Raw genomic sequence first — 23,903 nt, 5'->3', positions numbered from 1 at the left:
CTAGTTATTTTTCAATGCTACTTTCAATGATTTGATTTTGAACAAGCTTATGAATTTCTCCATCACCTTCAGCTGGTGCTGCACGTTGTATTCTACCATGATAACTTAAATTATATTGGTTACCTACAAGTGATTTTAAGTAAGGATAAACAAACAACCAAGCCCCTTGGTTTTTAGGTTCTTCTTGAACCCAAGATACAGTCTCAAGATTTGGTAATTCATTTAATACTTCTTTAATTTCCCCTTCAGGGAATGGATATAAACGTTCAACTGCAACTAGCAAAATTGAATCGTCAGGATTTTTAGCTAAATGTTCTTTTAAATCAATAAACATTTTACCTGAAGCTAGTACGAGTTTAGTCACTTTGTCTTTATTTCCATCTTCAACAATAATTGGTTTGAATCCACCTGTGGTGAATTGATCAATAGGCTTAGCTACTGTTTTATTTCTTAATAAACTTTTCGGAGACATTACAATTAGAGGTCTCATCGCTTCAGTGCCCAAACTTTTAGCTTGTGCTCTTAATAGATGGAAATAGTTGCTTGAACTTGATAAGTTAACGACCGTACTGTTATTCTCTGCAGCTAATTGTAAAAATCTTTCTAAACGTGCTGAAGAGTGTTCAGGGCCTTGACCTTCAAATGCGTGCGGTAAGAATAGTGTTAAGCCACTTCGTTCTCCCCACTTCGCACGAGCTGATGACATGAAATTATCAAACATCATTTGAGCCATATTTGAGAAGTCTCCATACTGCGCTTCCCAAATATTCATACTATTTTTATTCTCAACATTATAACCATACTCGAAACCAACCACGGCAGCTTCAGATAATGGACTGTTGTGCACTTCAAATGTCGCTTTTTGATTAGGTACATGATGCAACGGTGTATAGGTATCACCATTTTCTTCATCGTGTAACACAGCATGTCTATGACTGAATGTACCACGTTCACTATCTTGTCCTGTTAGGCGAACAGAAATGCCATCTTGAACGATGGTTGCAAAAGCTAGTTGCTCTGCTTGAGCCCAATCAACTAAACCATTTTCTTTTTCAAAAGGTTCTCGACGTTTTTCAAGTACTTTATTAAGTTTTTTAAGTATGTGGAAATCTTCAGGATATGAAAGCATAGCATCATTGATTTCTTTAAGATGATCTATTGAGAAATCTTTATCATCACTTTGCAATGGTTCTTGTAATGATTCAGGTTTCTCCATATCTGGATTATCCATTTTATCTGATTTATCAATCTTATCTTGGGCAGCACGCATTTCTTTTTGAACTTTATCCATAACGTCATCCATTTGTTCTTTAGAAATAACGCCATCCGCCACTAATTGATTACCATAGATGATTTCAACAGAATCATGTTTACGAATATTTTGATATGGAAGTGGATTTGTAATTGAAGGTTCATCCATTTCATTATGCCCGTATCGACGATAACCAACTAAATCAATTACAAAATCTTTATGAAATTCTTTGCGGAATTCCATTGCAATATCAATAGCTTCAATTGTTGCTTCTACATCGTCTGCGTTTACATGCAGAATCGGTACATCGTATCCTTTTGCAATATCAGTAGAATACGTTGTTGAACGACCATCCACTGGTTCTGTTGTAAATCCAATTCTATTATTAGTGATGATATGTAATGCACCACCAGTTGAGTAACCATCTAGGTTACTTAAATTCATTGTTTCAAAGTTAATACCTTGTCCTGGGTATGCAGCATCCCCATGTATAATAATAGGCATACCTTTATGGAAGTCTGTTGTTGGTTTACCAGCATGGTGTGTATCATCTTGTGATGCACGTGTCTTACCAATTACAACTGGCGCAACGATTTCCAAGTGACTTGGGTTATTAGCTAATGAAATACGTTGTTCAATACCATATGATGAAGTTGTCTTCACACCACCTAAATGATACTTCACATCTCCTGTCCAACCAGCAGTTAATTCAAGGCTGCCGTCTTCAGGTAAGAATTTCATTGGGTCTGTGTGCATAAATTCAGAAATCATCATTTCGTATGGTTTTTCGAGTACGTGAGTTAAAACATTTAAACGACCTCTGTGTGCCATACCAATTTGAATATTATTAATGTCAACTTCAGCTGCACGCTTTAATGTATGTTGTAACATTGGTACTAATGTATCGACACCTTCAATTGAGAATCGTTTAGCACCAACAAAGTTTTTGTGCAGATACTTCTCAAAGCCTTCAACATGCGCTAAAGTATCGAATAATTGCTTTCTTTCGTCATTATTGATGTTTGCTCTATAAGGTGTTTCGATACGACGTTTTAACCACGTACGTTCTTTATTGTTATTAATATGATTATATTCAAAAGCAATCGGCCCTTTATAACGTTTCTCCATTCGTTGAATTGCCTCGTAAGCATTATCATAAATATCTTTGAAATGATCAGATACGATATCTGCTGAGACATTCTCCAATGTTTCTTTATCTAAGTTAAATTCTTCAATTTCTAACTTAGGAAGATTGGTTCTTTCTGGAGCGTTAACAGGGTAAATGTCAGCTTTAAGGTGACCGTATTGTCTAATATTATCAATTAAACGCATAATACGTTTAATTGTACCGTCGCCTGCTGATGAACCACTCCCTTCAGTGGTAGACTTAGCTTCAACGTGAGCTTCGCCGTTTTTAATTGTGCTGAAAAGCACTTGTAAATCATCTGGAACCGAACTTGGGTCTTGTAAGTAATCATCATATAAATCTAACATTAGACCTAGATTAGCGCCAAAGTTTACAGGAGCTTCTGTAACATCCTTGTTATCCTTTGCCATAATATTACCCTCCACAAAATAGTTAAACCGCTTACAGGTCAATAATAGCACTATTTCTAGCATTGATAAAGTCCATTAACAGAATATTATGGAAAAAACAAAATAACTAAAATAAGTGCACTAAATTTATCTAATTATGAGTGAAGATTAATGATAAAATCATAAAAAGTAGAATTGAAATTGGAACATGAGGTTTGGTTAGTCTTAATTTAGATAGATGATCAAGTAGAAAAAGGGAGAGGACTTGAAATAAAGTTTTAAAAATTTATTTCTGTTCCTCTCCTAGCTTGCTTAGATTGTAGAATGTCTTGATGAATTCTCTTTGCTGGGGCCCTGCCGGCAAGGTAGACTAAAATTAAAAAATGGTTGTTGTAAGTGCATGTTTAATTCAGTCAACTATTGCCAATATTTATTTGTAGCCTGAGACATCGTACTTGTCCCAGGCTCTTGAATTAATGTCGTTATTTAAATATAATTTTGAACGTTGTGTATTCGTTTACTTCACTATCAACCGTAATGTAACCACCATACTGCTGAACAATCTTCTCAGCAATTGAAAGACCTAGTCCATTACCACCTTGGCTTCTCGCTCGTGATTTATCCACTCTATAAAAACGGTCAAAAATAAATTCTTGATCCTCTTTAGGAATGCCGAGGCCATGGTCTGTAATTTCAATACTGATTTGTTTATTTCTTAATCGCGTCGCTATTTCTATTTGCTTATTATCTTTATCATACTTCATCGCATTATCTATAAAAATCAGTAACAGTTGTTCAAATTGATGACGATTGATTTGTAATGTTAATGGCTTCTTGGACAAATGTGTTTCAAATTCATAATCTGGATGCAATTGTTTTAAAGATTTAATACGTGAACGTATTTCCTCATTGATGTTTACTTCTTCAAACTCTAAAGCTTGATTGTTCACTTTATCTTTAGTTAGTAGCAATAATTCTTCTACTAGTTTTGTTATTCGGTTCATTTCTTCAAGTGAGATATTCAAAGATTCTTCAAGGACGGCCGGATCTTTTTTGCCCCAACGTTGAATTAAATTTAAATGACCTTGAATGATTTGAAGCGGTGTACGTAATTCATGAGAAGCATCTTCAACAAATTGGCGTTGTTGATTAAAAGATTCTTCAATTTGATACATCATATCATTAAAGGTATCAATTAAATTATCTGTTTCCTCATAGTTTGTCTTAAGCTCAAGTTTATTTTGAAAGCCATCACGACGTATTTGAATCATCTTATTAGACATTGTTACTAAGGGCTTCGTTAATTGCGTTGAAAAGATATAACTAATACCTGCCATGATGATTGTTGCTAATAAGCCAAATGCGATTGCCACAAAATACAATGACCGAACAACATTGTTGTAGCCTTCAAGTGAATGTATTAAAACACTGTAACCTTCAAAACGGTCACTATGTATTGGCTCAGTTATGATTAAATATGGCACACCATGATGTTTTGTAATTTGAATTGTTTCAGGATTAACAAAGTCCACTTCAGGTTTGAAATTAATCATATTTTCATTCGAAGATTGCATCAATTGTTTACCATTACGGTCGTAAATAATCGCTTTTTCAAAGTTCTCTAAAGTAGCAGACAAATCTAACGTTGTGATATCATCCATTGACCGAGATTCAACTAAATTAACGATATCACTAGAACTGTGTTCAGCTTCATCTATTTCTCCATCTCTTAAAGTGGCTTTTAAAAAGAATATGATAACTAAACAAAAAAGAATAATGGTACTAAACATTATCAGTGTTGTAATTATCATCCATTTATATTTTAACGTACCTTTTTTAATCATCTAATCACATACCCGACACCGCGTACGGTTTCAATTGTTTTTTCTTTATCAAAAGGTTTAAGTTTGTTTCGTAAATATCGAATATAGACATCTACGACATTTGTTTCGACTTCACTATCATAGCCCCAAACATGATCTAAAATTTGTTCTCTTTGTAACACACGATTTCGGTTAGTTGCTAACAAATAGAGTAAATCGTATTCAGTCTTAGTGAAATCTAACTGTTCGCCATTGATTGTAACTTTAAACGCATCAACATCTATTTTAATACCATTAATATCGATAATATCTTTCTGAGGTTGACGGCGTAATACTGCTCGAATACGTGCAAAGAGTTCTTCAATTTCAAAGGGCTTTACAATATAATCATCAGCACCATAATCTAAGCCAGTCACTTTATCATATGTATCACTCTTCGCTGTAATAATAATGATTGGTGTTGATTGTTCTTGTCTCACACGACGACATATTTCTAAACCATTTATATTTGGTAACATTAAGTCTAATATGATTAAGTCATAATTGTTACTTAACGCTTTATCAAGTCCTGATTGCCCTTCATATTCTATATCTACACTATAATTATCGTGTGTTAATTCTAGTTCTAAGAAGCGAGCTAAGTTCTGTTCATCTTCAACAATAAGAATGTTGGTCATTTTTATTTCCACCTCTATTTAGATGCATTAATCTTAGTTTTAAAGTGAGCGTGACAGAATTCTAAATGCTAATGTCTTGATTTCCAGATTGCACTGCTCATCTGGAAATGCGCTTTGACGGGATGTCGTCACAAGAATGACTAGCATTTAGAAAAGTTTAATTAAAGTACTTTCTCATTTCAATCATCTATTGTAAATTTGCGAGATCATCATTAAAATTAATCATTTTGGCTCGAACTAAGTCAAATGCACTTTATCATAACATAACCTACATTTTATCACATCAGAGATTGGAATTAGATAAATGATTGAAATTGTAAATAGATAATCAAATTTAATTGAGAATTTTTCGCAATTATAATTGACAATGATTATCAATAATGTATAATAGTATTTGAAAATGATTATCAATACCGAATAAGACAATTCCCCCCACATATATTTCGTTCTTAAAGGATTGGTCATTTTCAAGTTATTCCCCTTTTATATGCCCGTAAAAGACTAACGTTAAAGTTTCAAACTTACTTTAAACGTTTTAATAAAAAGCAGTGAATCTAATGCCGAGGTTCACTGCTTTTTTTATATGTAGTGTTGAGAATGATATATTTAAATTTCAAAGGCGTGATTAATTTATGAATACTTTATTCATATGACTTTAAAATAGAAGGGAGTGGGACAGAATTCTTTTTAAATTCGTTGTCCCCCCCAGCTTGCTTTGCTTGTAGAATTTCTTGATGAAATTCTCTTTGCTGGGGCCCCGCCCGCAAGGGTGATTAGAACTGAGAAAAGCTTGAATTAAGCGCCTTCTCAGTTCAGTCAGCTACTGCGAATTTGCAAAATAGCTTCATTATATTATTTTTTGTCCCAGCCTCTTGTTTAAATGGTTGGATATAAGTGGTTTTTAAGTATTAAAGTTGAAAGGACGATACAGAAAGCACCACCAATTATGCCAGCAATGACATCTGTAGGATAATGCACGCCTAGATATACTCTTGAAATAGAAATAAGAAGAATAAATAGTGCACATAATCCGATAATAATACCTTTATTATTGCCATTCGCTTGTCGATTTGCTATGAACATTGCACTACCAAAGAATGATGTTGAGCCCATAGCATGACCACTAGGAAAACTAAATCCTGATATATCTATTAGTCGCAATAACGTTGGACGTTCACGGTCGAAGATATTTTTTAATAATGGATTTAATATACTAGATAGCGACATGACAATCACGAAGAATAGTGCTTCGATTTTGAAACGTTTTAGCATTAAATAAGCGACAAGCATCAATGAAAGGCATACCATGGCCCATACTTCTCCAATTTTCGTGGCCCCCAAAAGGATTGAGGTAGTGATAAAACTTTCAGATGAATAAATAAATTCATACACTTCTGTATCAATCCATTTACCCAATCTAGACTCATGGAAGGATGCAATGATACCAAATATTAATGTAAAAACGATTAATAAGGTAATACGTTTCGCGCGATTCATTGTCTACACCTCCTGAGTTTATAAAGCGTCTTGTAGAATTTTATTAAATAAATCCTCTTTGGTATAACTTTCGTTGTATGTCTCCATTTGTTTCACAATCGATTCTCGATTATGCTCAATATCTTTAAGTTGTTCCAATAATTTAACTTGTGTAAGCTGGTCTTCAGGAATCATTCTACCATAGCCTTTAGATTCGAAATTCTTTGCATTATCGATTTGATCCCCACGAGATTGATCAAGTCCTAACGGTATCAATAACATAGGAATACGCAATGTTAAGAACTCATAGATTGCGTTAGATCCTGCACGACTCACGACAGTGTCTGTAATAGCTAGTAAATCTGTTAATGTTTCTTTTACGAATTCATATTGAACATAGCCTTTAGCATCGATACGATCATCTACTAATCCATGTCCAGTTAAATGAATGATTTGATAATCTTGAAGCAAGGCTTCTAAATTTTCACGGATAGCTTGATTTAGTTTTTTACTACCTAAACTACCGCCCATAACAAGTAATACTTTTTTAGAATCATCGAAACCGGTTAATTGATAGCCTCGTGCTTGATTACCCTCTTTTAAGTCTTGACGAATCGTAGCGCCTACGAAGTCTGCTTTTTCTTTAGGCAAGTACTTCAAAGTATCTTCAAACGTAGTATAGATTTTTTTAGCAAATTTTAATGAAATTTTATTAGCTAAACCAGGTGTTAAATCTGATTCATGGATAATCGTTGGTATATTCAATGAGCGTGCTGCTATGACTACAGGAACTGATACAAATCCTCCTTTAGAAAATAGCAAGTCTGGCTTTTCTTTTTTTAATACTTTACGTGCATCAATGATCCCTTTTAAAACTTTGAATACGTCTTTCGCGTTATTGACTGATAAATATCGACGTAATTTACCGCTAGATATTGGATAATATTTAATATTAGGTAACTGTGATTCAATCATTTCACGTTCAATACCTGTTTTAGAACCAATATAAAATGAGTCGTGTCCTTTATCAGTAGCTGTTGGAATTAAACTTAGATTGACCGAAACATGTCCAACAGTACCGCCACCGGTAAATGCTATTTTAGACATAGTAATTAACCTCTATTCTTAAATATTTTTATAATATGCATAGAATGGTGCGCCTCTATCAAATGGATGATAGTCAATTTCTGCTTCACCGACTTTTATGAAACCAAATTTTTCAAATAATCCTTGTGCTGGCTTATTTAAAGCAAACGTGTCTGTTAATATAACATGGATATTATGATCTTCAGCTAATTTTACAGCAAAATCAAATAATGCTGTAGCTGCACCTTTGTATTGTTGTGAGCCAGCAAGTCTATGAATGACATAGGCGCCTTGACGTTCGATTGGCCATTCTAAATCATCATACCATTCTGATTGTTGTTGGTCGACCACGATAAAGCCATAAATTGTGTCATTTTCTTCTAAAACATATAGTGTTTCAGCTTTGATATCCTCTTCAAAATGTTCTGACACTGGGTATTTATCATCCCATTGATTATTATTAAATTCTTTCATTAATGCTTTAGCTTCCTCAACTAATGCCTCTATTTGTGAAATATCTTGTAATTTACCTAACCTAATCATTGTTTTAAAAACACCTCTTTATTTTAATTTGTTTATTAAATCATCTAATACTTTATCTTCTTTATTAGCTTTTTCAACTAATAATTGTGTAAATTTCTCGTTGGTTTCTTTATCAAATTTACCATTCACTTGTAATTGGTGGTCTGATTGGAATGAATTTATAGCTGTTTCTAATTGTGTATCAAATTGATTTGATTCATCGTCAACGTCATAACCTAACGCATCTAAGCCAATTTTAATTGATTTTACATATTTGGTGTTATCACCCACAGTATATGTTTTATCAGTAGGAATGACACTGATAGATTGATATTTAGGTGATGCAATTTTAGTATCAGGTTGGATACCTTTACCGTGAATATAATGACCATCAGGTGTTAACCATTTCATTTGAGTATATTTCAATAATGAACCATCTTTGAATTCACGAGTTGTTTGTACTATTCCCTTACCAAATGTTTTTGAACCGTAAACTTTTGCTTTATGGTGGTCTCTCATAGCACCTGTAAAGACTTCAGAAGCACTTGCAGAGCCCTCATTTACTAAAATACTGACTTTCATGTCTTTAGCTTCTTTTGTAGCATCATTCGACGTTTTAATGGATTCAGTATCGTCACCTTTTTCAAGTTTGACAACCGTTTGATTTTTATCAATAAAGATATTCGCCATTTTAACTGCTTCATCAAGTAAACCACCAGGGTTATTTCTTAAATCTAATACAATATTACGCACACCGTCTTTATGCGCTTTTATGATTGCTGACTTGAGTTCTCCAGCAGTATTATCTTGGAATTTATTAATTGTGAAGACACCAATATGGCCTTTTTTCTTATACTCCACGCTTTTTACATGAATTTTTCCACGCTTAATATTAATATCTTTTTCTTGTGAACCACGTTTGATCGTTAATTTGACGGTTGTTCCTTCTTTACCACGAACTAATTTAACTACTTGGTCTAATGGCTTACCTACAACCGATTTTCCATTCACTTTAGTTACAACATCTTTAGGTTGTATACCGGCTTTTTCGGCAGGTGAATCTTTCATTGGGCTAGTAATCATGATTTGTTTATCTTTTTTCTGCATTTCAGCGCCAATTCCTACAAAGTCACCTGAAACATCCTCATTGAAACTTTTCGTCTCATCTTTAGTCATGTACTCAGAGTATGGATCTTTGAGTTCTTTTACCATGCCATCTATAGCGGCTTCAGATAAATCGCTAGCACTTTGTTTCTTATAATAATCATTATTAAGTGTCTTGTAGGCATACTCGATTTTTTTCATTTCTTGGCGTTCCTCTTTATTTAATCCACTTATTTTGTGACTAATACCTATTGTAGCGGCAACTGTTATTCCAGCCGTTAATACTATAATTCCTAATATAAGTAATATGAATTGCCAAGCTTTAAATCGAATTTTCTTATTTGAAGATTTGCCATTATCTTGTTTGGCGTCAACATGATTGTGTCTCTCCTCAGAATGATGACTCATAAAACCACTTCCTCGTATAACATCGTATGTATTTATATTAATTTCATCTAAAAAGATAATATAAGTATGTCGTTATTTAAACATAAACGCAACTTATTAGAAAACAAATACCTATATACACATAAAAATGATAAAGGAGTGGAACAGAATTCGTTGTGAATTCAGAGTTCCACCCCGGCAAGGTTAACTAGAATTAAAAACTTGTTTCAAACACATGTTTCATTCAGTCAACTAATGCGAATGTACAATGCAAAACATAAAATTATATATACTTGAATTGACTATTTTAAATTTAGAATTTCAGCCATTCTGTATATTCTTCATATAAATCATCAAATACTGACATCGGTAATGTTATATCACTTTGCATTTCTATATAATCAGATAATTGATTGAAATCTTTTTCATGTTTAGGAAAAGATAAATCATTAAATATTTCTTCAGCTAAATCTCCTTTGCTATCTTTACGGCCTCTAGCTGTTAGCGCAAATTGATAAAAAGAATGTTCTTTCATTAGCTCATTGTCACATCTACGACTTTAGTTTCACCTTTAATCACTGCTTTAACATCATTAACATAAATTGATTCAGTTTGATCTGAATTTGTAATAATGATTGGTGAAATGACATCTTTCGCATTATTTTTAATATATTCTAAATCAAATTTAAGTAAAGGGTCACCAACTTGTACAGTATCACCGCTACTTACTAAGATTTCGAAACCTTGACCATCCAATTGAACTGTATCTAATCCAATATGAACTAAAATTTCTAAACCGTTATCTGCTTTAAGACCAATTGCATGTCTTGTAGGGAATACATTATCAACTTTACCTTCGATTGGTGAAACTACTTCTCCTTCAGTTGGGTTAATACCAAATCCTTCACCCATCATTTTTTGTGCGAAAACTGGGTCTGGGATATCTTCAATATTGATATATTCACCAGTTAGTGGTGCATAAATTTCAATTTCTTTATTAACTTCTTTACCTTTACCGAATAATTTTTTAAACATTATTAGTCACTCCTATTTTTCAAAATGTGGAATTAAATCACCGTAGCCTAGCGCTTCTAATTTATCATATGGGATAAATTGAATTGCTGCTGAATTAATACAATAGCGTAATCCACCACTTTCTTTAGGACCGTCATTAAATACATGTCCTAAGTGGCTATTAGCTTCTTCTGACCTAACTTCAGTTCTAACCATGCCGAATGTTTTATCAACCAGTTCAATGATTTCATCATCATCAAGCGCTTTCGAAAAACTTGGCCAACCACAGTTAGATTCAAACTTTTCTTCAGAAGTAAATAATGGTTTACCTGAAATTTTATCTACATAAATCCCCTTTTCAAAATGATTCCAATATTCATTTTGAAATGGAGGTTCAGTACCATTTTCTTGTGTAACAAGATATTCCATGTCATTGAGTTCATGCTTATCTTTTTTAATCATTTTGAGACCCCCAATGTGTTTCGATGAATGATTTTCTTCCTGATCCACGTTGGTATTGCTCATAGTGTGCAGGATTCTTCTTATAATAATCTTGATGATATGCTTCTGCAGGATAAAAATTCTTATAAGGAAGAATTGGTGTTATAACCGGTTTGTTAAAAATGCCTTCCTCGTTCAGTTGTTGAATTTTAAGTTCTGCTGCTTTCTTTTGTTCATCATCGTGATAAAAGATAGCTGGTTCATAACTTTCGCCTCTATCGAAAAATTGACCACCACCATCTGTTGGGTCAAATGTTTTAAAATACACATCTAAGATATTTTCAAAGGACGTAATGTCAGAATTAAATTGAATTTGCACGGCTTCTCTATGACCAGTTTGATTAGTGCAAACTTGTTCGTACGTAGGATTTTCAACATGTCCTCCACTATATCCAGATACGACATCTTCAATTCCTGGATATGATGTAAAGGGTTTAACCATACACCAGAAACATCCTCCAGCTAATGTTGCATATGCCATATTATTACCTCCTCTGTCATTAATTAAATTTACGATATAACTTTGTTAATTTAAAGTAATCTACTCACAACGATACTTTTATTTATTTAATATAAATAGGAAGCAAGTAATAAAATGCGTGTTTAGTTTGGTTCACGAACAACAACCAAACCAATTGCACCTTGACCAGTATGCGTTGATATAACTGGCGTAGTTACATTCACATCATATATTTGCTGCCCAAATGCTTCATCAAACTGTGATTTAAGTTTGTCAACAAAATCAAGTACGTTAGCGTGAGCAACACCAATAGATTTAATTTTATGTTTATCAATAAATTCTGAAATTTCTTTTTTTAAATATTGTATACTTGAATTTTGTGTTCGTGCATTATGCACAATTTCCAAATACCCATCTTCTAATGTACCGATAGGTTTGATTTTCATAATATTACCAATCAACCCTTTAGTCTTACTTATGCGTCCACCTTTGATTAATTGATTTAACTGTCCAATAACAACAAAAAGCTTGATGTTTTTTTGTAGTTCTTTAAGTTTACCAACAATTTCATTTGATGAAAGATTAGTATTTATGAGTTCAACAAGACGTTGAATTTGGTATCCGAGTCCATATGAAATGGATTTAGAATCAATCACGGTTACTTTAGTGTCGACTATATCACTGGCTTGAAGAGCAGTTTGATATGTTCCACTTAGACCTGATGACATATGAATACTAAAAATTTCAACATCTTCTTTACCAAGTTCTTCATATAATTCAATGAATTTACCGATTGGTGGTTGACTTGTTTTAACATCCGCATTTTCTTCAATGCGTTGAATATATGCCTCAGATGAAATGTCAATTTGATCGACGAATGATTTACCATCAATCGTTAAGCTTAAAGGTACAACGTGGATATTATGTTGATTTAAATAGTCATGTGATAAATCTGATGTAGAATCAGTCACGATAATTTGTTTAGTCATAAGTGCCTCCGGTTAATCAATTTAATTTAATTTAATGTTTACGTACTAAGTGTAGAAATGTATGTGGAATTCTGTTTTTATCATCTAGTTCTCCTTCTACTGATGATTCTACTTCCCATTCTTCAAATGTATAAGGTGGGAAGAATGTGTCACCTTGGTGTTTACCATCGACTACCGTAATGTACATATCATCTACTTTATCAATCATTTCTTCAAATAATGATTGGCCGCCAAAGATAAAAATATGACCTTCTAAGTTGTAAATATCGTCAATAGAATGAATCACATCTACACCTTCGACGTTGAAAGATGTATCACTCGTTAATACGACATTTCTTCTGTTAGGAAGCGGTTTACCAATTGACTCAAAGGTTCTTCTTCCCATTACCAATGTATTTCCAGTTGATAGTTTTTTAACGTGTTTGAGGTCATTAGGCAAATGCCATGGTAAATCATTCTTATAGCCTATGACGCGTTGTTGATCGTGTGCAACTAAAATGGATAAAGTCATAATTCCCCTCCGTATCTATAATTTATTTAGATTAAATTAGTACTTTTGTTTATCACACTGCTATAGGTGCTTTAATAGCAGGATGCGCGTTATATCCAACCAACTCCAAATCTTCATAATTGATTTCAAAAATTGAAGCATCAGAATTGATTTTTAGGGTTGGTGGCTCAAAACTATCTCTAGATAATTGTGTTTGAATTGCTTCAATATGATTAGAATAAATATGAGCATCACCAAATGTATGAACAAATTCTCCGACATCTAAATTACATTCTTTTGCTATTAAATGTGTCAATAATGCATAGCTCGCAATATTAAATGGTACACCTAAGAAGATATCTGCACTACGTTGATACAATTGACAACTTAACTTACCATCTTGAACATAGAATTGGAACATCGTATGACATGGTGGCAAGGCCATGCTATCAATTTCTGTAGGATTCCATGCTGAAACAATATGGCGTCGAGAATTTGGATTATGCTTTATTTGATCAATTACAGTTTTAAGTTGATCGAAATGATTGCCTTCTTTATCTACCCAATCTCGCCATTGTTTACCATAAACGTTACCTAAATCTCCGTACTTTTTAGCGAATGCATCGTCATTTAATATATGTTGTTTGAATTTAGACATTTCCTCTTTGTATTGTTGATTAAAATCCTCGTCTTGGAGCGCCCTATGTCCAAAATTAGTCATATCAGGTCCGTGGTAATCATTTGATTGTACGTATTTCTCAAATGCCCACTCATTCCAAATATTATTATTATATTTTAATAAATATTGTATATTTGTATCGCCTTTAATAAACCATAGTAATTCAGTAGCTATAAGTTTAAACGATACTTTCTTCGTTGTAAGTAATGGAAAACCTTTGGTCAAATCAAAACGTAATTGATGACCAAACTTAGATATAGTACCTGTATGCGTACGATCATCACGTTGATTGCCAATTTCCAATATTTCTTCACATAGAGCATGGTAGGCTGAATCAAATGAATTTAACATCTTGTTCATCTCCTAGAATTGTTTATATTACTGTTTATTATACTAGATAATACGTACTTATAAAATTAAAATAAAAAAATCCCAAATATAAAATTAACTATTAATTTTATATTTGGGATTGGTAAGTCAAATAGGTTTCTTAACAATTTTCATCAAATGCATCTTTAATATCCATACAGATATCTTGAATGTCACGGCCTTCAATATGCTCTCTAGGAATAAAATGCTTTAATTCTGTCCCTTTGAATAATGCATATGATGGACTAGAAGGCACTTGTTGGATGTAGTCACGCATTGTTTGTGTTGCTTCTTTGTCTTGACCAGCAAATACTGTGATTTTGTTTGTCGGTTTTTTATCATTTTGTTCAGCTACTGCAACAGCTGCGGGTCTAGCTAAACCAGCAGCACAGCCACATGTAGAGTTAATTACTACAAATGTTGTATCTTCTTCATTAACATTATTCATATAATTTGATACATCTTCACTTGTCTCTAAACTTTTAAAACCATTTTCAGTAAGTTCAGCTCGCATTTGTTGAGCTAATTCTTTCATGTATTGTTCATAAGGATTCATTATTTCCACTCCTATTTTAGTTTTTCTTGAAATTTATGACTTATTGCGATTTGCAATTTGTTTCCATACAGAGCCTAACGCTTCATCGCCTTTTTCAATTCTAGAAATTGCCATTTCTATTTGAAGTTTAACTTCATAGGCAGGATCATCGGCGTGTGATTTTAAACTTGGTAACTGTTCTGGCCCACCTTCATCAAATAAAAACATTGCCGCTCTCCAACGGACTATTTTTTGTGGGTCATTTAAAGCTTGTTCCATTTCTGGTAATGCCTCTTTAAACCCTAAATCACTCAAACAATCTCCAGCGGTGCGTCTAACAGCTGGACTTTTATCATGTAAGCCTTTATATAAATATGGAAGGATTTCCTTATCTTCAATCATGCCGATTAATACAATGGCTTGTCGTCTTAATGGTGCTTTTTCTTCTTGTAAGGCTAAGTCTAATAAATCTAAATCTTCGACTGTTGGTGATGGAAATGCTTTAAGCATTCTTAATTTATCTTTCCAATCAGACGCTGCTTTAAATTCGTTAACAGTAACATGATGATACTGTTGTTGTGGAACTACAACATCTGTCTCTAATGCAGTTTGAACGAGCGCGTCTAACCTTTCAGTTGGGTATAGTGCAATCATTTCTTCATATACTTCATTCATAACGTCATCTAATTCACCATATCTAATACCAAGATCTTCCCACTTACGTAAGAATACAACATTGTCACCGTCTTTTTGTGTCTTTAACATTCTATCAACGAAATGGTTCGGCAATTGTTCGCGACGTTCTTCTGAAGCGGTAGTCAGTTTAATTTGATAAGGGATGCCTTTAAACATAAGTGTCTCAGCTTTAATTTCACCATAATGTTCATCAGGCTGTTGAGCACTATCAATCGATGATTCGTTATTTAATGTTGAAGTGATTTGAGGTAAGACCACTTCCCAATCAGATTTCGGTTGCTTATCGATAGCTAAGAAGTCCATTACGTAGAAAATAGATTTGACATCATCAATTGCTAATAAATCATTAATAAATTGAGGTTGATGCTCATCTATTTGTGTAAATGTATTAGATTTATTGTCTTCCCTCTTTTCAGACAAGACGATTTTCATTGTATTAGGACTTGGTGTTGGCTCTATTCGTACAATTTCCATAACTACATGTCCCCTTATAATGCTTTATTCAAAAGTAGATTGAATTTGTGGTAGTACATTATTCCAATCTGCATTGGCTTCTTTATCTACAGAAATAAAATCCATAACATAAAATATTGATTTTACCCCGTCAATTTCGAATAAGTTATTTATAAAATCTGGTTGTCCTTCTTGTGCAGAAGTAAATGTATTAGATTTATTATCTTCTCTCTTTTCACTTAAATTAATCTTCATAGTGTTATGATTTGGTGTTTCTTCGATTGAAACGATATGCATAGTCCTTACCTCCTATTGAAGTTCATTTCCTAATTGTTTGATTTGTTTACCAATTGAACACTCGGAAATACAAAAATGATGTGCCTGTGTTTTACCTTCTGTTTTTCTTATATGTGTTTTTAGTAAGCATTTATCACAATAAGTGTTCATTAATTCATCAATTTTATCAATTGCATTTTTTTCGGAATGTGTAAGTATAACCGTCACTCCTTAAGCACAGTATTACTTTATTATAAGCATGGAACAAGTATAACTTAATTTGGAGTTATTTTGAAATAATCGATTTAATAATTGATAAATGATTATATATGTGATGTTGGTTATTGCAATTGCCAATAAATTGCTATAAAATAAATAAGTTGTTTTTGCGGTTTCTAAACACCCGCATCATCAAAATTTAGGAGGATTTTTTATGTATAATGAGATTTTTGGTGTAGCATCGTTTCTTGTTACATTTATTTTAATGGTGGTAATGTTCCGATGTTTTGGTAAACAAGGTTTAATTGCCTGGGTTGCAATTGGAACTATTATTGCTAATATTCAAGTAATAAAAACAGTTCATATTTTTGGCATATCTGCTACTTTAGGTAATGTAATGTTTGCGTCAATTTATTTAGCAACAGATATTTTAAATGATATATATGGGCGCAAAGTTGCTAAAAGAGCTGTGTGGTTAGGCTTTTCATCCACGTTGGTCATGATCATTGTGATGCAAATGTCTCTTCATTTTATACCAGCACCTGAGGATATGGCTCAAAAATCACTCTCAACGATTTTTGATTTGGTGCCTAGAATTGCATTAGGTTCAATTATTGCGTATATAATTGGACAACATGTTGATGTATTCATCTTTTCAGCTATTAAGAAAATATTTAGTTCAGATAAGACGTTTATCATACGTGCATACGGAAGCACAATGTTAAGTTCAATTATTGATACAGCACTGTTCGTAACAATTGCTTTTGCAGGTACTTTACCAAATATGGTTGTACTTGAAATATTTATAACAACGTATTTATTAAAACTAATTTCGACAATTTTCAACGTACCATTCGGTTATGTAGCTAAATCTATGTATCGTAAAGGTCGAATTCATAAATTAGATGAAGGATATTAAAATTTTTTAAGGGAGTGGAAAAGCGTTCTTAGTGAATTCTTGTCATTCCCTATTTTCATATTTCATACTTTGATAAAATTAAAGTAATTAATAAATCTAAAAAGGTGTAAAATTTATATGGCAAAAATTTACTTTGATGCAGCGACTAAAGGTAATCCTGGGAGAAGTGCTTGTGGCATAGTTATTAAGGAAGAAGATAAAAGATATGTATATACGCATGACTTAGGTGAATTAGATAATCATAGTGCAGAATGGGCAACTCTGATATATGCACTTGAACATGCTCGTGAGCTAAATGTTGTTAATGCGCTATTGTATACTGATTCAAAGTTGATAGAAGATAGTGTCAATCAAGGATTCGTAAAGAATGCTAGATTTAAGCCCTATTTTGAAAATTTAGAAATACTTGAACAAAGTTTTGACTTGTTATTTGTTAAATGGATCCCTAGAGAGCAAAATAAAGAAGCTAATCAAATAGCTCAACAAACCCTATTTAAACTAACTAAAAAGAAAAAATAGAATTATTTAATTATATAACGAGTCTGGGACATAATTCCTAGAGAAACAGCCAGTAAATGAGTTTTAAGAAATTCATTTACTGGCTTCTTTATTTACAATACTCCGTATTGTTGGCTCGCTAGCCCAACGCTCTTTGCTTGTAGAAACTGATTAACTCAGTTTCTCTGTGTTGGGGCCCTTCTTAGGGGACAGCTTCAGCCTGTAGTCCTCTAAAGAAATTCTTAGATGCATATTCACTCATTATAGTTGCGACGCTTTCCTGTGGGAAAGGCTCGTGCCTGTAGTCACTCGACACTTTCTTTTCCACTAGGAGTCGCGCAACAACATTCGTCATTCATCTCTAGAATTCCTTACATAAGTGCGCTAGCACTTATGTTCATTAATAATCAACGTAAGAGTCTCGCCAAAATACTTTGTATTTATATGTAATTTTACATTGTATTACTTAAAAAAATACTTAATGATAGCATCCGAATGATGTGGCTATCACAAAATCAAAAACCTTCTTATAAAACAATTAGTCGATTTAGAGTAAATCCAAAAGTAGATGCTTTATTAGAATCACTATTTATTCAATTTCATAGTCAATGTTTGAAACAAAATCTTATAGATGAACAGGCTATTTTTATTGATGGTACGAAAGTTGAGGCGAATGCCAATCGCCATGATAAATATGGTTTTAAATGAGACTTTAAATTATATGAATGTGATGATTGTTGAGAATGTCCTCTGAAAAATCAATGTATGAACTTCAATTCAAAAACAAATAAAAGAATAATGAAGAATTATAATTGGGAATATTTTAAAGCCCAAATTAATAAAAAGATTTCAGAACCAAAAACAAAAAATATCTACAGTCAAAGAAAAATTGATGTGGAACATGTTTTTGGATTTATGAAGGCTATTTTGGGTTTCACTCGGATGTCTGTCCGAGGACTCAATAAAGTCAAAAGAGAACTTGGTTTTGTATTAATGGCACTTAATATAAGAAAAGTAGTAGCTCAACGAGCTGAAAATAATCAAAAAATTTATAAAAAAGACAATTTCTATATTATTTCAATAGAAATTGTCTTTTATTCACTTATCCAAGAACTTTATGTCCCGGACTCGTTATTTTAGTTATTTAGCAAAATACTATTTTTCTTCTTTTTTATGTCTTCTTGTTAATAATGCAATTCCACCTAATAATGAAGTAAATAATAATGCAGATGATGATGCATTGTCTTTGTTAAGACCTGTGTCAGGTAATGAATTAACTTTATTTCGATTGTGATCATTAGAGTTATTATCCTTTTCATTATAGTCGCTTAAATAATCATTTTGACCACTTGATTTTTCATTATGTTTTAAATCTTTTGGAATTTCATTTCCAGTATGACCGTTATTTTTACCTGATTTATCATTATCAGACAATGTGGCTTTGGCAGGTTTTGATAATGAACTATTGGGATGTTCTGCATTATCCGTAGCTCTCACAGTCACGTCACCTTCAGGTATTGGTGTTGTTGGTTTTATCGTTGCATTACCATTGCCATCCGTTGTAGCTTTACCAATGACATGTCCATATTTGTCTAGTAATTCGACAAGTGTGTAAGGATCAGTTGTAACTTTAACAGGTGTTTTTGTATTAGCTTTATGAATTAATGTTGTATGAATTACTGGTTCTTTAGGTGCTGTAGTATCCGTTACTTTAATTGGATCTGAGAATGAACTATTCGGCGGTTGAGCATTATCAGTTGCTTTAATAATTATAGTGCCCTCTGGATAAGGTTTGGTTGGTGTGATGACCACATGTCCATTTTTATCCGTTTTACCAGAGCCAATCACGCGCCCATCTTTATCAATGATCTCTACATAAGTGTATGGTTCAGTGATAATTTCAATAGGATCTTTAGTACCCGCTTTACCATTCATACTACCTTTAACTACTGGTTTAGGTGGTGGTGTTGTATCAGTTGCTTTGACAGGTTTTGATATTGAACTATTAGGTTTTGTAGCATTGTCAGTTGCTTTTGCATAAACATTACCTTCAGGAATTGGCTTTGTTGGTGTAATTATCGCATTACCTTTTTCATCAGTAACGCCAGAGCCAATAACATGTAAATCTTTGTCTAATAATTCTACTTTAGTGTTAGGATCAGTTGTTATTGATACTGGTGTATAAGTGTTTGCTTTTCCATCAAGACCCGTATTCACTTTAGGTACTATAGGCGGTGTTGTGTCTGTCGCGTCGATTGGATCAGATGTTGAACTATTAGGATGTTCGGCATGATCTGTCGCTTTAATCGTTACTGGTCCTTCAGGAATTGGTTTTGTAGGTGTAATTAGAGCATGACCATTTTGATCTGTATCGCCTGTACCGATGAGTTGTCCATCTTTATCGAAAATTTCTATGTGCGTATTAGGATCAGTTACAACTTCAATAGGATCCTGTGTATTAGCTTTACCTACTAGCCCACCAGGAACGGTTGGTTTAATTGGAGGTGTAGTATCTATAACGTTAACAGGTTGAGATGTAGAACTATTCGGATGTTCAGCATTATCAGTTGCTTTTGCGAAAATATTACCTTCAGGAATTGGAACATTAGACGTTATTGTAACATGACCCTGATCGTCTGTTGTGCCAGAGCCAATGATATTACCATCTTTATCAACAATATCTACGTGTGTATTAGGGTCAGTTGTTACTGAAATTGGTGTCAATGTTCCCCCTTTTTCAGAGATATCAGTATCAAAAGTTGGTGCATTTGGTGGCGTCGTATCAGTTGCTTTAACTGGATCAGATGTTGAACTATTTGGAACTTCAGCATTATCAGTTGCTCTAACTGTCACATTGCCTTCGGGAATAGGTTTAATCGGCGTAATAAAGGCATGACCAGTACCATCAGTCACTCCTGAACCAATCACATTACCATCTTTATCTAAAAGTTCAACTTTTGTATTAGGATCTGTAGTAACTTCCACAGGATCAGTAGTGCCAGCTTTACCATCTAAGCTACCTACAACAGATGGTTTTGTAGGTGGCGTTGTATCAGTTGCCTTTACTGGCTCAGAAGTAGAACTATTCGGATGTTCTGCATGGTCAGTCGCCTTAGCAATGATATTACCTTCAGGTATCGCTTTATTAGGTATGATTGTCACCTGACCAGAACCATCTGTTTCTCCAGAACCGAGACTATTACCATCTTTATCAAACAGTTCTACAGTAGTGTTCGGATCAGTCGTAACAGTGATTGGTGTTTGGGTACCCGCTTTACCTGCTATATCTGTATTAATTGTTGGAACGATAGGCGGTGTTGTGTCAGTTGCTTTTTTAGGTTGAGAAGTAGAACTGTTCGGGTGTTCTGCGTTGTCAGTCGCTTTCGCAGTAACATCGCCTTCAGGAATCGGTCGATTAGGTATAATCGTTACGTGTCCAGTAGAATCAGTTGTCCCTCTTCCTAAACTATTACCATCTTTATCAAACAATTCTACAGTAGTGTTCGGATCAGTTGTAACAGTGATTGGCGTTTGGGTACCCGCTTTACCAACTAAGTCAGTTTCTAAATTAGGCGAAGTTGGTGGTGTTAAATCCGTTACATTTGCAGGATCTGAATAACTACTATTTGGCGTTTCAGCATCATCAGTTGCTTTAGCGGTAATCGGTCCTTCAACTAATGGTTTGCTAGGAGTGATTGTAATGTGTCCAGTATGATCTGTCATTCCACTACCTATTAAGTGATTATCTTTATCAAATAATTCCACTTTAGTATCAGGGTCAGTTGTGATTTCTATAGGAGTTAATGTACCAACCTTATCAACTAAATTTGTATGAATAATTGGTTTGTCAGGTGGTGTTGTGTCAGTTGCTTTTTTAGGATCTGAAGTAGATGAGTTACCACTATCATCTGTTGCCACAGCCGTCACATTACCTTCTGGGATTGGTCTTGTTGGCACGATATACGCATGACCTTTATCATTTGTTCTAGAAGCTCCAAGTGGTTTATTATATTTGTCTCTTAATTCTATTCTTGTAAAAGGATCCGTTGTGACTTCAATTACAAATGGTCTATGTTGAGGATCAGTATTTAATGCTTCAACAGGGTCTGACGTAACACTTTCTGAACCACGTGTTGCTTTAGCTGAAACATTGCCTTTAGGAATCCATTGTTGCGGTACAATAGTGACATGACCAGTTTCATTTGTTCTACCAGTACCCATTGTCGCACCATCTTTATCTAATAAAGCTACATCAGTATTTGGTGAAGTCAAAATCTCAATTGGTCTTTTCGTATTAGCTGCATCTCCTACACTTGTAATGAAAGTTGGTTTAATAAGCGGTGCTTGCTGATCATTAGGCGTTGATGATGAAGTATTTGGTGCAGCAACAGATGAATTATCAACTGATCCTGTTACTACTCGATTAAAATCAATTTCATCTGAATTAGTAGCTCTCTTTTTTCTAACATGTGTGTTTGATGGCTGATTTGAAACATTCAAATCGTTATTAGCTTGTTGTTTATTGTTAGTTTGTGTATTTAATTTAGTTTCTTTAACATTGTCATTGATTTGTTTTGATTGAACTTGACCTGTGGTAATTTTATTATCTAAAGGTTTAATTGGCGTATTAGCGCTTTCGTTAATTGAATTTTCATGATTGCTATTCGAATGTTGTTGAGTGGTATTTAATTGCTCACTAGCTTGTGCGTCATGGTTTACTCCTAAAAATACGAATGTCGCTACTAAGGTTGAAAAAGTACCGATTGCATATTTACGAATGCTAAATTTTTGTAATTGATTATGTTGATTCATAGGTGCGATATTCTCCTTTACTTTTTTAAATGAAAATTAATTAAATTAATAACAGTAATATTAAGGAAATATATTGAATTAAGTTCATAATTACGACATTTCAATTTTACTCAATATATATAACTGTTAGTTTAATTTCATACTAAAGATAGAAATCAAACTTAATTTATATAATTTTATTATATAATTCATTTAATAATAAGTGTTGTGATATTTAAAAATAGTAGTCTCTTTTTAATGCGTTTATAAATGAGTTGAAGTTATGACTTAATCAATATTTCATAAAAATGTTTCTTCATAACTATGTGTAGATGTAAATTTATATTTTTAGAAATTACAGAAATTTTTACGAGTAAAATTGATGTGAATTTTTGTATGAATTTTATTTCAAATATAAATATAGTTAAAATCAAAAATCCACCGAAATCATTTAAGATTTCAGTGGATTTTTTCTAATTAGTATATATATTAGAATTACTTATTTCTGTTGTTATCTTTTCTTTCCTTTTTTCTACTAATTAGTAATGCAAAGCTACCTAGTAGTGTAACTAAATAAGGTAAAGAATTATTAGTTGATTCTTTTTCACCAGTACTTGGTAAATCTTTTCCTTTATTTTTAGTAATAGTATTAGTTATATTTCCTTTTTCAACAGGTATTGTATGTTTATTATTTGTTGAATTATGGCTTCCATCCTCTTTTGAATGGTCATTTATAAATGCTTTTTTATCAGATTTTACAATCAATTTAGTAGCTTTTACTGGCTTAGATACAGAGCTATTTGGATGTTCAGCATTATCTATTGCTTTAGCGTAAATATCACCTTCCGGAATAGGTTTCGTCGGTGTAATCGTGACATGTCCCGTATCATCCGTTGTACCCGAACCAATGATATTACCATCTTTATCAAGTAAATCAACATGCGTATTTGGATCTGTAGTCACCGTAATAGGTGTTTGAGTACCAGCTTTACCACCTAAATCCGTATCAAGTGTTGGAGTAGTTGGTGGCGTTGTATCAGTTGCTTTAACAGGATCAGATGTAGAACTATTCGGATGTTCTGCATTGTCCGTTGCCTTGGCAGTGACGTTACCTTCAGGAATAGGTTTTGTCGGTGTAATCGTGACATGAC

General features: G+C 33.3%; 20 protein-coding genes and 4 pseudogenes. 3 read left to right on the top strand and 21 right to left on the bottom strand.

Going from position 1 to position 23,903, the window contains the following annotated elements:
• From AK212_RS10670 to AK212_RS13205, 19 genes and pseudogenes are all read right to left on the bottom strand, one after another.
• A pseudogene (locus AK212_RS10670) lies at positions 1-2,809 on the bottom strand (2-oxoglutarate dehydrogenase E1 component).
• Between the two features lie 461 nt (positions 2,810-3,270).
• Complete coding sequence (locus tag AK212_RS10665; protein ID WP_053030865.1) at positions 3,271-4,632, bottom strand: HAMP domain-containing sensor histidine kinase; 1,362 nt, start codon at positions 4,630-4,632, stop codon at positions 3,271-3,273.
• Positions 4,629-5,288, bottom strand: a complete 660-nt coding sequence (locus tag AK212_RS10660) for a response regulator transcription factor (RefSeq protein ID WP_053030862.1) — start codon at positions 5,286-5,288, stop codon at positions 4,629-4,631. The genes AK212_RS10665 and AK212_RS10660 overlap by 4 nt, the downstream gene beginning before the upstream one ends.
• A 358-nt stretch (positions 5,289-5,646) precedes the next feature.
• Positions 5,647-5,753: pseudogene (locus tag AK212_RS13875) on the bottom strand (hypothetical protein); the annotation flags it as partial.
• 411 nt (positions 5,754-6,164) lie between these two features.
• Positions 6,165-6,785 (bottom strand): phosphatase PAP2 family protein, encoded by a 621-nt coding sequence (locus tag AK212_RS10655; protein ID WP_053030859.1) that lies wholly within the window; start codon positions 6,783-6,785, stop codon positions 6,165-6,167.
• A gap of 18 nt (positions 6,786-6,803) precedes the next feature.
• A complete protein-coding gene (locus tag AK212_RS10650; protein ID WP_053030856.1) occupies positions 6,804-7,871 on the bottom strand; it encodes an undecaprenyldiphospho-muramoylpentapeptide beta-N-acetylglucosaminyltransferase in 1,068 nt (355 codons plus the stop codon).
• Between the two features lie 18 nt (positions 7,872-7,889).
• Positions 7,890-8,393: a GNAT family N-acetyltransferase gene (locus tag AK212_RS10645; protein ID WP_053030854.1), complete on the bottom strand. Its 504-nt coding sequence runs from the start codon at positions 8,391-8,393 to the stop codon at positions 7,890-7,892.
• A gap of 18 nt (positions 8,394-8,411) precedes the next feature.
• A complete protein-coding gene (locus AK212_RS10640; protein WP_053030851.1) occupies positions 8,412-9,884 on the bottom strand; it encodes a S41 family peptidase in 1,473 nt (490 codons plus the stop codon).
• Positions 9,885-10,176: 292 nt separating this feature from the next.
• Complete coding sequence (locus tag AK212_RS10635; protein ID WP_053030848.1) at positions 10,177-10,398, bottom strand: YozE family protein; 222 nt, start codon at positions 10,396-10,398, stop codon at positions 10,177-10,179.
• Entirely contained in the window at positions 10,398-10,898 is a 501-nt protein-coding gene (locus tag AK212_RS10630) for a PTS sugar transporter subunit IIA (RefSeq protein ID WP_053030845.1), read from the bottom strand. Before AK212_RS10630 ends, AK212_RS10635 begins: the two co-directional genes overlap by 1 nt.
• A gap of 12 nt (positions 10,899-10,910) precedes the next feature.
• Positions 10,911-11,339, bottom strand: coding sequence for a peptide-methionine (R)-S-oxide reductase MsrB (gene msrB, locus AK212_RS10625; protein WP_053030843.1), 429 nt, complete (start codon positions 11,337-11,339; stop codon positions 10,911-10,913).
• Positions 11,332-11,859, bottom strand: coding sequence for a peptide-methionine (S)-S-oxide reductase MsrA (msrA, locus tag AK212_RS10620; RefSeq protein ID WP_053030840.1), 528 nt, complete (start codon positions 11,857-11,859; stop codon positions 11,332-11,334). The genes msrB and msrA overlap by 8 nt, the downstream gene beginning before the upstream one ends.
• Before the next feature lie 122 nt (positions 11,860-11,981).
• Positions 11,982-12,827, bottom strand: coding sequence for a DegV family protein (locus AK212_RS10615; RefSeq protein ID WP_053030837.1), 846 nt, complete (start codon positions 12,825-12,827; stop codon positions 11,982-11,984).
• Positions 12,828-12,858: 31 nt separating this feature from the next.
• Entirely contained in the window at positions 12,859-13,338 is a 480-nt protein-coding gene (locus AK212_RS10610) for a dihydrofolate reductase (protein ID WP_053030831.1), read from the bottom strand.
• Between the two features lie 52 nt (positions 13,339-13,390).
• Positions 13,391-14,347, bottom strand: a complete 957-nt coding sequence (locus AK212_RS10605) for a thymidylate synthase (protein ID WP_053030828.1) — start codon at positions 14,345-14,347, stop codon at positions 13,391-13,393.
• A 139-nt stretch (positions 14,348-14,486) separates the two neighbouring features.
• Positions 14,487-14,921 (bottom strand): bacilliredoxin BrxA, encoded by a 435-nt coding sequence (gene brxA, locus AK212_RS10600; protein ID WP_053030826.1) that lies wholly within the window; start codon positions 14,919-14,921, stop codon positions 14,487-14,489.
• Between the two features lie 33 nt (positions 14,922-14,954).
• Positions 14,955-16,070: a conserved virulence factor C family protein gene (locus AK212_RS10595; RefSeq protein WP_053030824.1), complete on the bottom strand. Its 1,116-nt coding sequence runs from the start codon at positions 16,068-16,070 to the stop codon at positions 14,955-14,957.
• A 24-nt stretch (positions 16,071-16,094) separates the two neighbouring features.
• Positions 16,095-16,346, bottom strand: a complete 252-nt coding sequence (locus AK212_RS10590; RefSeq protein ID WP_053030822.1) for a NifU N-terminal domain-containing protein — start codon at positions 16,344-16,346, stop codon at positions 16,095-16,097.
• Between the two features lie 12 nt (positions 16,347-16,358).
• The gene (locus AK212_RS13205; RefSeq protein WP_075108495.1) at positions 16,359-16,553 is read right to left on the bottom strand and encodes a zinc-finger domain-containing protein; all 195 of its coding nucleotides are present in this window, start codon (positions 16,551-16,553) and stop codon (positions 16,359-16,361) included.
• Positions 16,554-16,758: 205 nt separating this feature from the next.
• Between AK212_RS13205 and AK212_RS10585 the strand changes: the two genes are divergently transcribed.
• The 3 genes and pseudogenes from AK212_RS10585 to AK212_RS13200 all read left to right on the top strand — a co-directional run.
• On the top strand, positions 16,759-17,463 hold the full coding sequence (locus tag AK212_RS10585; RefSeq protein WP_053030819.1) for a queuosine precursor transporter: 705 nt from the start codon (positions 16,759-16,761) through the stop codon (positions 17,461-17,463).
• Between the two features lie 117 nt (positions 17,464-17,580).
• On the top strand, positions 17,581-17,982 hold the full coding sequence (locus tag AK212_RS10580; RefSeq protein WP_053030816.1) for a ribonuclease HI family protein: 402 nt from the start codon (positions 17,581-17,583) through the stop codon (positions 17,980-17,982).
• Between the two features lie 654 nt (positions 17,983-18,636).
• A pseudogene (locus tag AK212_RS13200) lies at positions 18,637-19,090 on the top strand (transposase); the annotation flags it as partial.
• A 26-nt stretch (positions 19,091-19,116) separates the two neighbouring features.
• Here the strand turns inward: AK212_RS13200 and AK212_RS10565 are convergent.
• Positions 19,117-22,773, bottom strand: a complete 3,657-nt coding sequence (locus AK212_RS10565; RefSeq protein ID WP_174841945.1) for a YSIRK-type signal peptide-containing protein — start codon at positions 22,771-22,773, stop codon at positions 19,117-19,119.
• Positions 22,774-23,247: 474 nt separating this feature from the next.
• Positions 23,248-23,903 (bottom strand): annotated as a pseudogene (locus AK212_RS13670) (YSIRK signal domain/LPXTG anchor domain surface protein); the annotation flags it as partial.

The organism is Staphylococcus borealis (assembly GCF_001224225.1).
Classification (GTDB): domain Bacteria; phylum Bacillota; class Bacilli; order Staphylococcales; family Staphylococcaceae; genus Staphylococcus; species Staphylococcus borealis.
Note: the sequence above shows the minus strand (reverse complement) of the source record. Positions and strands in the feature narration are given on the sequence as shown.

Coding starts and splice junctions, on each gene's coding strand:
- AK212_RS10665 (WP_053030865.1), bottom strand. CDS start 4,632: ATGATTAAAAAAGGTACGTTAAAATATAAATGGATGATAATTACAACA.
- AK212_RS10660 (WP_053030862.1), bottom strand. CDS start 5,288: ATGACCAACATTCTTATTGTTGAAGATGAACAGAACTTAGCTCGCTTC.
- AK212_RS10655 (WP_053030859.1), bottom strand. CDS start 6,785: ATGAATCGCGCGAAACGTATTACCTTATTAATCGTTTTTACATTAATA.
- AK212_RS10650 (WP_053030856.1), bottom strand. CDS start 7,871: ATGTCTAAAATAGCATTTACCGGTGGCGGTACTGTTGGACATGTTTCG.
- AK212_RS10645 (WP_053030854.1), bottom strand. CDS start 8,393: ATGATTAGGTTAGGTAAATTACAAGATATTTCACAAATAGAGGCATTA.
- AK212_RS10640 (WP_053030851.1), bottom strand. CDS start 9,884: ATGAGTCATCATTCTGAGGAGAGACACAATCATGTTGACGCCAAACAA.
- AK212_RS10635 (WP_053030848.1), bottom strand. CDS start 10,398: ATGAAAGAACATTCTTTTTATCAATTTGCGCTAACAGCTAGAGGCCGT.
- AK212_RS10630 (WP_053030845.1), bottom strand. CDS start 10,898: ATGTTTAAAAAATTATTCGGTAAAGGTAAAGAAGTTAATAAAGAAATT.
- msrB (WP_053030843.1), bottom strand. CDS start 11,339: ATGATTAAAAAAGATAAGCATGAACTCAATGACATGGAATATCTTGTT.
- msrA (WP_053030840.1), bottom strand. CDS start 11,859: ATGGCATATGCAACATTAGCTGGAGGATGTTTCTGGTGTATGGTTAAA.
- AK212_RS10615 (WP_053030837.1), bottom strand. CDS start 12,827: ATGACTAAACAAATTATCGTGACTGATTCTACATCAGATTTATCACAT.
- AK212_RS10610 (WP_053030831.1), bottom strand. CDS start 13,338: ATGACTTTATCCATTTTAGTTGCACACGATCAACAACGCGTCATAGGC.
- AK212_RS10605 (WP_053030828.1), bottom strand. CDS start 14,347: ATGTTAAATTCATTTGATTCAGCCTACCATGCTCTATGTGAAGAAATA.
- brxA (WP_053030826.1), bottom strand. CDS start 14,921: ATGAATCCTTATGAACAATACATGAAAGAATTAGCTCAACAAATGCGA.
- AK212_RS10595 (WP_053030824.1), bottom strand. CDS start 16,070: ATGGAAATTGTACGAATAGAGCCAACACCAAGTCCTAATACAATGAAA.
- AK212_RS10590 (WP_053030822.1), bottom strand. CDS start 16,346: ATGCATATCGTTTCAATCGAAGAAACACCAAATCATAACACTATGAAG.
- AK212_RS10585 (WP_053030819.1), top strand. CDS start 16,759: ATGTATAATGAGATTTTTGGTGTAGCATCGTTTCTTGTTACATTTATT.
- AK212_RS10580 (WP_053030816.1), top strand. CDS start 17,581: ATGGCAAAAATTTACTTTGATGCAGCGACTAAAGGTAATCCTGGGAGA.
- AK212_RS10565 (WP_174841945.1), bottom strand. CDS start 22,773: ATGAATCAACATAATCAATTACAAAAATTTAGCATTCGTAAATATGCA.